We start from the raw sequence: 12,231 nt of genomic DNA, 5'->3' as shown, positions 1-12,231 counted from the left end.
CGGCCTGACCGGCAAGGTCACGGTGAACGGCCACGAGTACGACTCGGTGATGCCGCCGATGAGCCAACTCAATGACGACGAGGTGGCGAACATCCTGACCTACGTGCTGAACAGCTGGGGCAACCCGGGCGGGCAGATCAGCAAGGAAGAGGTAGCCAAGGCACGCGCCGAGGCACCCGCAGTCGCGGCGCCAGTACACTGACCGGGATGATCGCGCCAATATTTTGGCGGTAAAAACGTCCAAAATGATAAACAGGAATACGCAACGCCGGCCCTCATGGCCGGCGTTGTCGTCTGGTCGCACCGCGCGGCCGCGGCGCGTTGTCACAGCCGCAGCCGACACCAGTGGCGATTGACCGAAATCAACTTGGTCGCGCGTGCACATCCCGAGACTGCCGCGGACCTCAAGGGAGCCACACCATGAAACATGCACGCAATCATCTTTCGGCCGCCTGCCTGCTCGCGATCCTGGCCGCCCCGGCCTGGGCGGCCGGCACAACCGCCGACGCCGGCGGCCCGGCGGCATCCGCACCGTCGTGGCAACTGGAGTGGGATGCCCGCCTGCGCCACGAACAGGTCGACGACGACGCGTTCGCGCGCGACGCCCGGGCTGACACCTTGCGCCTGCGCCTCGCTCTGCATGGCGAGTTCGGGCATGGCTGGAGCGGCCTGGTCGAAGGCGCCGGCGTGGCCAGTGCCGGCGACCGTTACAACAGCGGCGCCAATGGCCGCACCTTGTACCCGGCGGTGACCGACCCGCGCGGCGGCGAGTTCAACCAGTATTGGCTGCGCTGGCAGGGCGACCGGTTCGGTGCCACCGCCGGTCGCCAGCGGCTGCTGCTGGATAACCAGCGCTGGGTCGGCAACGTGGGCTGGCGCCAGCACGAACAGACCTTCGATGCGGTCGAATTGCGCTGGCAACCGCTGGCGGCGTTGACGGTACGCTACGACTGGCTCGATCGCGTGCACCGGGTGGCCGGCCGCGATGCGCTGAACCCGCTCGCGCGCGAGCGCAAGTTGAACACCCATCTGCTCAATCTGGGGTGGACTCAGGACGCGCAGCAGTGGACGGGTTATGCCTACCTGCACGAGGACCGCGATGTGGCCAGCGCTTCCAGCGCCACCTACGGCGTGCGCTGGAGCGGCAAGGCGTTGCGCCAGGGCAATGGCCTCGGCTGGACGCTGGAAGGAGCGCGGCAATATGACTACGCCAACAACCCACAGCGCTTCGCGCACAGCTACTGGCTGCTGGAGCCGGGCTGGACGCAGTCCGGGATCACCGCGAAGCTGGGCTGGGAACACCTGGGCGGCAACGGCCGGCATGCGCTGCAGACACCGCTGGCCACGCTGCACGCGTTCAACGGCTGGGACGACCAGTTCACCGTGACCCCGGCTGGCGGGCTGGACGATCGCTACGCCGGCGTCAACGGCAACTTCGGTCGCCATGGTGTGGCCAGCAAGCTGGGCTGGGCGGTGGCCTACCACGACTACCGCGCTGATCGCGGCGGCCGCTACGGCAGCGAGTGGGATGCCTCGCTGGCGTTTCCGCTGGCGCAGGGCCTCAGCGGTCTGCTCAAGGTGGCGAACTATCGTGCCGATGGCTTCGGCCACGACAGCGCGAAGCTGTGGCTGCAACTGGAGTGGCGTGGCCAGCAGGCACTGGCCGGCGCGCGTTGAACGAAGCGGTAACGCCGGCGGGCGCGTTGATCCAGGTCAGCGCGCTCGTGCCGCCGCTGCGTTGAGATGGCGCCATGCAAGCGAAGCCCTCACCCCGACACCGCGTCGACGACGCGGTATTCCCCGAACTCGACCTGCGCTGGTTGCCGTCGCCGGAGCCGATGCTGCGTGCGCTGGCGGCGGCCGACGCCTTGCTGCCGGGACAGGCGGTGCAGGTGCTCACCCCGCTGATGCCCACGCCGCTGCTCGACGCGCTGGCATCTCGCGGCCTGCAGGCGACAGCGTTTGCCTTACCGACCGGCGGTGCGCGCGTGCTGATCCGCTGCCCGGACGGCGATGACGCAGCTGCGGCTTGAGCAGGCACCGGCACCCTCGCTGCCGCGGCGCTTCCTGCTCGGCGCGCCGTGCTGGGGCGTGCTGGCCGGCGCGCTGCTGATCGTCGACGGCGATGCGGCGCTGCGCATGCGCTGGAACCCAGCCACGCTGGCCCTGGTACACGTGTTCACGCTGGGCGTGCTGGGCAACGCGATGCTCGGCAGCGTGTTGCAGTTCCTGCCTGCCGCCGCCGGCGTGCGGGTGCGCGGCAGCGCGGCGCTGGGGCCGTGGCTGCATGGCCTGTTCAACCTCGGTGTGTTGCTGCTGATGGCGGGTTTGCACCAGCGCTGGCGCATCGCCCTGATCGCCGCGGCGCTGCTGCTGCCGCTGGCCTTCGTGCTGCTGGCGGCGATGACCGTGCCCGGCTTGCTGACCGCGGCCGGGCAGCGCCTGCTGCGCGCGGGCTTCGGCGTGGCGATCGGATTCGCCGTGCTTACCGCGCTGCTCGGCGGCCTGCTGGCGCTGGGTCTTGCCGGCTATCTGGCCCTGCCGCTGGCAGCACTCGCCGACGTGCATGCGAGCTGGGGCGTGCTGGGCTGGGTGGTGGTGCTGATGGCCAGCGTGGCGCGGGTGGTGATGCCGATGTTCCAGGGTACCGGCACGCTGCGCGAACCGGTGCAGGCGGCGTGGCTGGGCAGCGCGCTGCTGATGCTGCTCGGCGCGGCTGTCTGGCGGCTGGCCGATGGCAGTGGCGCCTGGCTGGTCGGCACGGTGGCCGTGCTCACACTGGCGTTCGCCGTCGCCGGGCTGTGGTTGCAATGGTGTGCGCCACGACTGCGCCGCGGGCCGTTGCTGTGGAGCTGGCGCGCCGGCCTGATGGCGCTGGCGCTGGCCGCGCTGGCGCTGCTCGCGGACGTGCGCGGCGGCATGCTGGCCGGCGCGCTGGGGCTAGGTGTCGCGCTGCCGTTGCTGGTCACTGGCATGATGCTGGAGATCGTGCCCTTCATCGGCTGGATCGAGCTGCACCGGCGCATCGGCCGTGGCGTGCAGCTGCCCGGCGTGCAGCGGCTGCTGCCGACACCTGAGAAGACCCGCGCGCTGCTGGCGCAACTGCCGCTGCTGCTGTTGCCGGCTGCCGCGCTGTGGCCATCGGCGTGGCTGGCGCGTGTCGCCGGGCTGGCGCTGGTGCTGGCGTGGGGCGTCGCGTGGTGGACGCTGCGCGGCGTGCGCCGGCGCGCGAATCAATTCCTGTCGACCGTGGAGCCTCGCCCGTGAGTGTCAAGTTGCCGCTCGTCTATTCCTGTTCCGGTTGCTCCAGTGCGGCGCAGATGGCCAATCACCTGGCGCTGCAACTCGATCGCGCCGGCGTCGCCGAGATGTCCTGCATCGCCGGCGTCGGCGGCGGCGTCACCGGGCTGGTGCGCACCGCACGAAGCGGGCGGCGCATCCTGGCGCTGGACGGTTGCGTGCTGAAGTGCGTTGCGGCCTGTCTTGCCAACGCGGGCGTAGCGGCCGATATCCATGTGGTGCTCTCCGAGCATGGCGTGAAGAAACGCCAGCACGCCGACTTCGATCCGGCCGAGGCGCAGCGGTTGTACGCCGCCGACGTGCTGCCGGCGGCACAGGCACTCGCCGCCACCGGGCAGGATGGTTGACGTGGGTCAAGGCGCGCGAGCGGTCGGGCCGGCCATGATGCCGCCCACCATGCCCGGCCCAATTTTCAGCGCGATCCTTCCACGGCCATTGCCGCGCCGTTTGCCGCGGGCGGCGGAGCCTCCGGGCCGGCACGCCGCATCCGTCTGCCGCGCCGCCACCGCCTGAGCCCGTCCGTTTCCCTCCATCGAAAAGCGATCAGCATGACCGCCTCCGCAAACCTGCCCGTGCCGGTCTGGCGCGACGAACTGGAACACGAATACGCCGCGCTGGCCGAGCGGCTCGAACCGCTGGTGCCGTGCCTGGAGATCCCGCTGCACCTGCCGTGGATCGACGCGATCAACAAGCTGAAGAAGCAGCGCGGCGCGGTGATCATGGCGCACAGCTACCAGTCGCCGGAGATCTTCCACGGCGTGGCCGACATCACCGGCGATTCGCTCGGCCTGGCACAAGCTGCGGCCGAATGCGACGCCGAGCTGATCGTGCTGTGCGGCGTGCACTTCATGGCCGAGACCGCGAAGATCCTGGCGCCGGAAAAGACCGTGCTGCTGCCCGACCTGGAAGCCGGTTGCTCGCTGGCTTCCTCGATCACCGCGGCCGACGTGCGTGCGTTGCGCGCGCAGCACCCCGGCGCGCCGGTGGTCAGCTACGCCAACACCTCGGCCGCGGTGAAGGCGGAGTCCGATGCGATCTGCACCTCGGCGAACGCGGTGCAGGTGGTGGAGGCGATGGGCGCGCCGAAGGTGATCTTCCTGCCCGACGAGTTCCTCGGTCGCTACATCGCCAAGCAGACGCAGGTGGAAATCGTCCTGTGGCACGGCCGCTGCGAAGTGCATGAGCGCTTCACCGCGCAGGAAGTGCGGCACGTGCGCGAGCAGTTCGGCACCAGGGTGGTGGCGCATCCGGAATGTTCGCCCGAGGTGCTGGCCGAGGCCGACTTCGTCGGCTCCACCACCGCCATGGGCAAGTGGCTGGCGCGCGAGAAGCCGGCGCGGGTGGCGATGATCACCGAGTGCTCGATGGCCGACAACCTCAAGTCGCAGTTTCCGCAGACCGAGTTCATCAAGCCGTGCAACCTGTGTCCGCACATGCAGCGGATCACCTTGCAGAACATCTACGCCTGCCTGTGCGACATGCGCCACGCGATCGAGATTCCCGCCGACGTCAGTGTGCGTGCGCGCGCTGCGCTGGAGCGCATGCTGGCCATCGGGCGGCGCGAAAGCGTGTGAGGCACGCTCACCTGCCGATCGTGGTGGTGGGTGGCGGCGTGGCCGGGCTGGCCACGGCGCTGGCGATGGCGCCGGCACCGGTGCGGCTGCTGTGCCGCGCCCACGATGGTTGCGGCAGCGCCAGTGCGCTGGCCCAGGGCGGCATCGCCGCGGCGCTTGATCCGCGCGACAGCGCCGCCGCGCATGCTGCCGACACGCTGGCCGCCGGTGCGCAGCACAACGACGCGGCGATGGTGCAGTGGCTGGCAGCCGAGGCGCCCGCGGCGATCGCCTGGCTGCAGGCGCAGGGGGTTGTGTTCGACAGCGATGCGCAGGGCCATCTGCAGCTTGGCCGCGAAGGTGGCCACGGTGCGGCACGCATCGTGCACGCCGGCGGCGATGCCAGCGGCGCCGCGCTGGTGCGGGCGTTGCGCGCCAAGGCGCAGGCAGCCATGCACGTGCAGTGGCGCGGCGGTGTCGATGTTGATGGCCTGCTGCTGCGCGAAGGGCGCGTGGTGGGTGTGCGCACCCGCGACGAGCGCGGCCGTCATGAGCAGGTCGAGGCGGCGGCCGTGGTGCTGGCCACCGGCGGTATCGGTGCCTTGTACGCGCGCACCAGCAATCCGCCGGGTGCCGATGGCGCCGGTCTCGCGCTGGGGCTGGCGGCGGGGGCTGCACCGCGCGACCTGGAGTTCGTGCAATTCCATCCCACCGCGTTCGACGTGCCGGGCCACTGCCTGCCGCTGATCACCGAGGCGCTGCGTGGCGCCGGTGCCCGCCTGCACGATGCCGACGGCAACGCGCTGATGGCGGGGCTGCATCCGCTGGGCGACCTGGCGCCGCGCGACGTGGTGTCGCGGCGCGTGGCTGCAGAGCAGGCAGCGGGTGGGCGGGTCTGGCTAGACGCGACCGCGGTGGACGGCGCTTGGGAAAAGCGTTTCCCCACCGTGCTGGCTGCATGCCTGGCGCACGGTTTCGATCCGCGCCGGCAGGCGCTGCCGGTGACGCCGGCGGCGCATTTCCACATGGGCGGGCTGGCCACCGATGCGGACGGGCGCACCAGCGTGCCGGGCCTGTACGCGGTAGGCGAGGTGGCCTGCAATGGCGTGCACGGCGCCAATCGGCTGGCCAGCAATTCGCTGCTGGAAGGCGTGCTGTGCGGCCGCCGGCTGGGCCGGTTGCTGGCGGACGCGACGGTACCGGCGTCCGGCAACGGCCCGCTTCGCGTGATCGAGCGTGGCGAAAGCCTGCCGTCGGCCCAGCTCGCCGCGCTGCGCGAACTGCTGTGGCGCTCGGCCGGCCCGATGCGCGAGGCCGGTACCTTGCGCGATGCATGGCGGGCCTGCGCGGCGCTGGCCGAACTCGGCTGGCAGGCGCGGCTGGGCAAGGCGCTGCTGCGCGCGATGTGCCTGCGCCGGCATGCGCTGGGCGCGCATTGGCGGGAGGATCGCGGCTGTCCGCGCTGAAGCGATCGGCATGCGCGATGGCGGCCGGTTTCAATGCGCGCGCGTACGGGCTGGCACGGTTGATCGGCGTCAAGACAGGACGGCGCGCAGCTGGCACACTGGGCGTTCCTCACCCCGCGAGTATTTCATGACACGTCCTTCCTCCTTCGACTACGAACAGCTGCGTGCCTGCGGTCGCGGCGAGCTGTTCGGCGACGACAATGCCCGTCTGCCTTCGCCGCCGATGCTGATGTTCGATCGCATCACGCAGATTTCCGAGGAAGGTGGTGCCTACGGCAAGGGTCTGATCCACGCCGAAATGGACATCCATCCGAAGCTGTGGTTTTTCGACTGCCACTTCATCGGCGATCCGGTGATGCCCGGCTGCCTCGGGCTGGATGCGATGTGGCAGCTCAGCGGCTTCTTCCTGCCGTGGCTGGGCGAACCCGGCCGTGGCCGCGCGCTCGGCGTGGGCAACGTGAAGTTCTCCGGCCAGGTGATGCCGACAGCGAAGCTGGTGCGCTACGAGATCGACATCCGCCGCGTAATGCGCGGCAAGCTGCGGCTGGTGATCGCCGACGGCAAGACCTTCGTCGACGATCGTCTGATCTACGAGGCCAGCGACATGCGCGTCGGCCTGTTCCAGACCACCGAGGGTTTTTGAGATGCGGCGTGTCGTAGTGACGGGCATGGGCATCGTGTCGTGCCTGGGCAATCTTCCGGCCACGGTGGCGCGCGCGCTGCGCGATGGCCAGAGCGGCATCCGGGCGATCCCGGAATACATCGAGCGCGGCCTGCGCAGCCACGTGGCGGGCGTGCCGCAGATCGACCTGGACGCCGCGATCGACCGCAAGCTGAAGCGTTTCATGGGCGATGCCGCCGCCTACGCCTACGTGGCGATGCGTTCGGCGATCGCCGATGCAGGGCTGGCCATCGAGCACATCCGCCATCCGCGCAGCGGCGTGATCGCCGGTTCCGGTGGTGGCTCCGCACAGTGGCAGATCGAGACCGGCGACATCCTGCGCGAGAAGGGCGTGCGCAAGATCGGCCCGTACATGGTGCCGCGCACGATGTGCTCGACTGTGTCCGCTTCGCTGGCCACGGCCTTCGGCATCCTGGGGCTGAGCTATTCGATCTCCGCGGCCTGCGCCACCTCGGCGCACTGCATCGGTGCCGCCGCCGACCTGATCCGCCACGGCGCGCAGGACGTGATGTTCGCCGGCGGCGGCGAGGAAGAACACTGGGGCATGACCGCGCAGTTCGACGCGATGGGTGCGCTGTCCAGCCACCATAACGACACGCCGGCCACCGCCTCGCGTCCCTATGACACTAGTCGCGACGGCTTCGTCATCGCCGGTGGCGGCGGCATGCTGGTGCTGGAAGAGTACGAGCACGCGAAGGCGCGCGGCGCGCACATCCACGCCGAGCTGGTCGGCTACGGCGTCACTTCCGACGGCGCCGAGATGGTGGCGCCATCGGGCGAAGGCGCAGTGCGCTGCATGCAGATGGCGCTGGCCGGCGTGGACGCGCCGGTCGACTACCTCAATACCCATGGCACCGCCACGCCGCTGGGCGACATCGTCGAACTCAATGCGGTGCGCGAGGTGTTCGGCAGTGCGGTGCCGCCGCTGTCCTCGACCAAGGCATTGACCGGCCATTCGCTCGGCGCGGCCAGCGTGCACGAGGCGATCTACAGCCTGCTGATGCTCAACGAGGGCTTCATGGCCGGCTCGGCGCACATCGACGAACTCGACCCGCGCGCCGAGGGCTTCCCGATCCTGCGCGAAAGCCGCCCGGCGAAACTGACCACGGTGATGTCGAACAGCTTCGGCTTCGGCGGCACCAATGGCAGCCTGGTATTCGCCAGGGTGTGACGGCGCGCTCCAGCCGACACAGAGAAGCCACCGGCATGTCACCGACCCGCACCGCCACGATCGGCCGGCCGCAGAGCTGGCGCGAGGAACTGGCCAACAGCCTCAGCCACGGGCTGGGCCTGCTGCTGGCCATTGCCGGCTTGCCGGTGCTGGTGGTGCGGGCCGACCACCTCGACAGCGGCTACGCGATGGCCGGCGCGCTCAGTTTCGGCGGCAGCGCGGTGCTGCTGTACCTGGCCTCCACGCTGTACCACGCGATGGCACATCCGAAGGCCAAGGCGATCCTGCGCGCGCTCGACCACGCGGCGATCTACCTGCTGATCGCCGGAACCTATACGCCGATCACGCTGGGCGTGTTGCGCGGTGGCTGGGGCTGGGGGCTGTTTGGCCTGGTCTGGGGCCTGGCCCTGGCCGGCATGCTGTTCAAGGCGCTGGGCGGGATGCGCTTCCCGCACGTTTCCACCGCGCTGTACCTGGCCATGGGCTGGGTGGGCGTGATCGCGATCCACCCGCTGTGGGTGCGCATGGAAGCCGGCGGGCTGGTCTGGCTGGCCGCCGGCGGGCTGGCTTACAGCTTGGGCGTGGTGTTCTTTGTGCTGGACGAGAAGCTGCGCTACAGCCATTTCATCTGGCACCTGTTCGTGCTGGCCGGCACCACCTGCCACTTCTTCGCCGTGCTGCTCTACGCGTTCTGATCGACTTGCCGCAGGTCAAGGAAGCTCCCGTCTGCGTGGCCTAGGCTGCATCGCCGACGATCCGTGGAGTAACCCGTGCCCGACGACATCCGCAGTCCACGCGCCCTGGCGACGCGTCTGCTGTCCCTGCTTGACCTGACCAGCCTGGGCGAGAACGACACGCCGGCGCAGATCGACGCGCTGTGCGCAGCCGCGCTGGCCGCGCCGGTGCCGCCCGCGGCGCTGTGCGTCTACCCGGAGCACGTGGCCGGCGCACGGCGCCAACTGCAGGGCAGCGCGATCAGGCTGGCGACGGTGGTGAATTTCCCCGATGGCGGCGGCGACCCGGCGCGGGTCGAGCGCGAAACGCAGCGGGCGCTGGCGGCCGGTGCCGACGAGATCGACCTGGTGCTGCCGTACCGCGCGCTGCTGGCTGGCGATGCGGCCACCGCCGGCGCGGTAGTGCGTGCCGCTCGCGCGGTCTGCAGCGACGGCATCGTGCTCAAGCTGATCATCGAGAGCGGCGAGCTGGGCAGCACCGAACGCATTCGCCAGGCGTGCGCGCTCGGGCTCGAGGCCGGCGTGGATTTCCTCAAGACCTCCACCGGCAAGGTGTCGGTCAACGCGACCCTTGCGGCCGCGGCGGTGATGCTCGACGCGATCGCCGAAGCAGGCGGGCGCTGCGGCTTCAAGGCGGCCGGCGGCATCCGCACGCTGGCCGATGCGGCCGCCTATCTGGAACTGGCCGAGGCGCGGCTCGGCGCGGGCTGGGCCGACCCGGCGTATTTCCGCATCGGTGCCAGCGCGCTGTTCGGCGAGCTGGTCGCGGCAGCGTGGTGAACGCGCAGCATGCCGCCGGCCTGATCCGCTGCAAGCGCGACGGCGGCGAACTCGATGCCAGCGCGCTGCGTGCGGTGGCGCAGGGCATCGGCGACGGTTCCTGGAGCGAAGGCCAGATCGCGGCATTCGCGATGGCCGTGGCGTGGCGCGGCATGAGTACGCCGGAGTGTCGCCAGTTCACCCTGGCGCTGCGCGATTCCGGCCATTGCCTGCGCTGGGATGATCTGCCCGGACCGACGCTGGACAAGCACTCCACCGGCGGCGTCGGCGATGGCGTGAGCCTGCTGCTGGCGCCGCTGCTGGCGGCGTGCGGCGGTTATGTGCCGATGATTTCCGGCCGTGGCCTGGGGCATACCGGCGGCACCCTGGACAAGCTGGAAAGCGTGGCCGGCTACGACGTTCATCCGGGCATGGCGCGCTTGCGCCAGGTCGTCGAAGGCGTGGGCTGCGCCATCGTCGGTCAGGGCGACGAGCTGGTGCCGGCCGACCGCCGGTTATATGCGGTGCGCGACGTCACCGCGACGGTGGACGTGGCCGAGTTGATGGTGGCCTCGATCCTGTCCAAGAAACTGGCCGGCGGCGCGCAGGCGCTGGTGCTCGACATCAAGATCGGCAATGGCGCGCAGTTGCCGGGTGTGGCGGCAGCGCGCGATCTGGCCGAACGCATGCTGGCGACGGCGCGGGGTACCAGCCTGGACGTGCGCGTGGTGTTCAGCGACATGGACCAGCTGCTTGGCCGCGAGGCAGGCAATGCGCTGGAGCTGCGCGCCGTGCTGGACCTGCTGCGCGATCGTGGCGACAACCCGCGGTTGCGTGCACTGACCCTCGAACTGGCTGCCGAGCTGTTGTGCATGGGCGGCCTGAGCCGTGACCGTGCCGATGCCGGGCGGCGCGTGCGCGCCGCACTGTCCTCGGGCGCTGCCGCGGAGCGCTTTGCGCGGATGGTGTCCGCGCTGGGCGGTCCGACCGATCTGCTGGAGCGGCCGGATGCGTATCTGGAGAGCGCACTGGTCCAGCGCGTGGTACCGGCATCTGCATCGGGCCATGTCGCCGCGGTCGACGTGCGGGCGCTGGGGCAGGTGGTGGTGGATCTGGGCGGTGGACGCACGCATCTGGGCCAGGCCATCGATCATGCCGTGGGCCTGGCCGAGGTGGTTGGGCGGGGCGACCTCGTCGATGCTGGCCAGCCGCTGGCGATCATCCACGCGCGCACGGTGCCTGCGGCGGACAAGGCCGAGGCGAGCGTGCGTCAGGCCTTCCGTATCGCGCCGGAAGCCCCGCCTTGCGCACCGCTGTGGCAATGGCACGCGCCGATGGAGCAGATGGCATGAACCGCGCGATCTGGCTTGTACTCGATTCACTGGGCGTGGGCGCGGCCCCTGATGCCGCGGATTACGGCGACGCGGGTGCCGATACCTTCGGCCATATCGCCGCCGCCTGCGCCGCCGCACCACGCGGCCCGTTGCGCCTGCCAAATTTCACCACGCTGGGCCTGCCGCAGACACATGCCGCGGCGCATGGGCAGCCGGCGCCGGGCTTCGGGAAATTACCCGCGCCTGCGGGCCTGTGGGGTTACGCGGTGGAGCGCGCCTGCGGCAAGGACACGCCGTCCGGCCACTGGGAAACCGCCGGCGTGGTGCTGAGCGAACCGTTCGGCGTGTTCGCGCGGGCGGAGCATACGTTTCCGCCCGTCTTGCTGCAGGCGCTGGTGACACAGGGAGGACTGCCCGGCGTGCTCGGCGACTGCCATGCCTCCGGCACCGAGATCATCCAGCGGCTCGGCGCGGAGCATCTGCGCAGCGGTCGTCCGATCGTCTACACCTCGGCCGATTCGGTGTTCCAGATCGCCGCACACGAGCAGGCGTTCGGCCGCGATCGCCTGTACCGCCTGTGTGAGCTGGCGCGCCGGCTGCTCGCCGACTACAACATCGGCCGGGTGATCGCGCGGCCATTCACCGGCACGGCCGAATTCGGTTTCAGTCGCAGCCCGCATCGGCGCGACTATGCCCTGCCGCCACCGGCGCCGACGTTGTTCGACGCGCTGCTGGCCGCCGGAGGCGAGGTGGTCGCGATCGGCAAGATCGGCGACATCTTTGCCCACCGTGGCGTGTCGCGCTGTATTGAGGCGCACGGTCACGACGAGCTGTTCGACGCCACGTTGGCTGCCATGGCGCAGGCTGGCGAAAGCAGCCTGATCGCGACCAACTTCGTCGATTTCGACATGGTGTATGGCCACCGGCGCGACGTGTTCGGTTACGCTGCCGCGCTCGAGGCGCTGGATGCGCGGTTGCCGGAACTGCTGCATGCGCTGCGCCCGGGCGATCTGCTGGCGATCAGCGCGGACCACGGCTGCGACCCGACCTGGCCGGGCAGTGACCACACCCGTGAATGCGTGCCGGTGCTGATATCCGGCCCGGGGCTGGCGCCGCAGGCGCTGGGCCGGCGCGACAGCTTCGCCGACATCGGCCAGAGCGTGGCCGTCCATCTGGGACTGCCGCCGCTGGCGGCCGGTCACAGCTTTCTCCCCTCTGCATGACTGCCATCG

The 12,231-nt window shown here is 70.2% G+C and carries 12 protein-coding genes and 1 pseudogene; all 13 read left to right on the top strand.

The window, feature by feature from the left end; translation table 11 throughout:
- Positions 1-202, top strand: a pseudogene (locus tag IMW82_RS16595) (cytochrome c); the annotation flags it as partial.
- Between the two features lie 218 nt (positions 203-420).
- Positions 421-1,677, top strand: coding sequence for an alginate export family protein (locus IMW82_RS16590; protein WP_211005379.1), 1,257 nt, complete (start codon positions 421-423; stop codon positions 1,675-1,677).
- Positions 1,678-1,751: 74 nt separating this feature from the next.
- Positions 1,752-2,033 carry a DUF2249 domain-containing protein gene (locus tag IMW82_RS16585; protein WP_108471025.1) on the top strand — a complete coding sequence of 94 codons (282 nt, stop codon included), beginning with the start codon at positions 1,752-1,754 and terminating at the stop codon, positions 2,031-2,033.
- Complete coding sequence (locus tag IMW82_RS16580; protein ID WP_211005378.1) at positions 2,014-3,267, top strand: hypothetical protein; 1,254 nt, start codon at positions 2,014-2,016, stop codon at positions 3,265-3,267. The genes IMW82_RS16585 and IMW82_RS16580 overlap by 20 nt, the downstream gene beginning before the upstream one ends.
- Entirely contained in the window at positions 3,264-3,647 is a 384-nt protein-coding gene (locus IMW82_RS16575) for a putative zinc-binding protein (RefSeq protein WP_211005377.1), read from the top strand. The genes IMW82_RS16580 and IMW82_RS16575 overlap by 4 nt, the downstream gene beginning before the upstream one ends.
- Before the next feature lie 201 nt (positions 3,648-3,848).
- Entirely contained in the window at positions 3,849-4,874 is a 1,026-nt protein-coding gene (gene nadA / locus IMW82_RS16570) for a quinolinate synthase NadA (protein WP_211005376.1), read from the top strand.
- Positions 4,871-6,319 (top strand): FAD-binding protein, encoded by a 1,449-nt coding sequence (locus IMW82_RS16565; protein WP_211005375.1) that lies wholly within the window; start codon positions 4,871-4,873, stop codon positions 6,317-6,319. The genes nadA and IMW82_RS16565 overlap by 4 nt, the downstream gene beginning before the upstream one ends.
- 127 nt (positions 6,320-6,446) lie before the next feature.
- A complete protein-coding gene (fabA, locus tag IMW82_RS16560) occupies positions 6,447-6,962 on the top strand; it encodes a 3-hydroxyacyl-[acyl-carrier-protein] dehydratase FabA (protein WP_008439404.1) in 516 nt (171 codons plus the stop codon).
- A gap of 1 nt (position 6,963) precedes the next feature.
- Positions 6,964-8,172 carry a beta-ketoacyl-ACP synthase I gene (gene fabB, locus IMW82_RS16555; RefSeq protein ID WP_211005374.1) on the top strand — a complete coding sequence of 403 codons (1,209 nt, stop codon included), beginning with the start codon at positions 6,964-6,966 and terminating at the stop codon, positions 8,170-8,172.
- A gap of 35 nt (positions 8,173-8,207) precedes the next feature.
- Positions 8,208-8,867 carry a hemolysin III family protein gene (locus tag IMW82_RS16550; protein WP_211005373.1) on the top strand — a complete coding sequence of 220 codons (660 nt, stop codon included), beginning with the start codon at positions 8,208-8,210 and terminating at the stop codon, positions 8,865-8,867.
- Positions 8,868-8,942: 75 nt separating this feature from the next.
- Positions 8,943-9,686, top strand: coding sequence for a deoxyribose-phosphate aldolase (gene deoC / locus IMW82_RS16545; protein ID WP_211005372.1), 744 nt, complete (start codon positions 8,943-8,945; stop codon positions 9,684-9,686).
- On the top strand, positions 9,683-11,017 hold the full coding sequence (locus IMW82_RS16540) for a thymidine phosphorylase (protein ID WP_211005371.1): 1,335 nt from the start codon (positions 9,683-9,685) through the stop codon (positions 11,015-11,017). Before deoC ends, IMW82_RS16540 begins: the two co-directional genes overlap by 4 nt.
- Positions 11,014-12,222, top strand: a complete 1,209-nt coding sequence (locus IMW82_RS16535) for a phosphopentomutase (protein ID WP_211005370.1) — start codon at positions 11,014-11,016, stop codon at positions 12,220-12,222. Before IMW82_RS16540 ends, IMW82_RS16535 begins: the two co-directional genes overlap by 4 nt.
- Positions 12,223-12,231: the final 9 nt, after the last annotated feature.

The organism is Rhodanobacter sp. B2A1Ga4 (assembly GCF_018101315.1).
GTDB lineage: Bacteria > Pseudomonadota > Gammaproteobacteria > Xanthomonadales > Rhodanobacteraceae > Rhodanobacter > Rhodanobacter thiooxydans_A.
Note: the sequence above shows the minus strand (reverse complement) of the source record. Positions and strands in the feature narration are given on the sequence as shown.

Coding starts and splice junctions, on each gene's coding strand:
- IMW82_RS16550 (WP_211005373.1), top strand. CDS start 8,208: ATGTCACCGACCCGCACCGCCACGATCGGCCGGCCGCAGAGCTGGCGC.
- IMW82_RS16580 (WP_211005378.1), top strand. CDS start 2,014: ATGACGCAGCTGCGGCTTGAGCAGGCACCGGCACCCTCGCTGCCGCGG.
- fabB (WP_211005374.1), top strand. CDS start 6,964: ATGCGGCGTGTCGTAGTGACGGGCATGGGCATCGTGTCGTGCCTGGGC.
- fabA (WP_008439404.1), top strand. CDS start 6,447: ATGACACGTCCTTCCTCCTTCGACTACGAACAGCTGCGTGCCTGCGGT.
- IMW82_RS16535 (WP_211005370.1), top strand. CDS start 11,014: ATGAACCGCGCGATCTGGCTTGTACTCGATTCACTGGGCGTGGGCGCG.
- IMW82_RS16585 (WP_108471025.1), top strand. CDS start 1,752: ATGCAAGCGAAGCCCTCACCCCGACACCGCGTCGACGACGCGGTATTC.
- IMW82_RS16590 (WP_211005379.1), top strand. CDS start 421: ATGAAACATGCACGCAATCATCTTTCGGCCGCCTGCCTGCTCGCGATC.
- nadA (WP_211005376.1), top strand. CDS start 3,849: ATGACCGCCTCCGCAAACCTGCCCGTGCCGGTCTGGCGCGACGAACTG.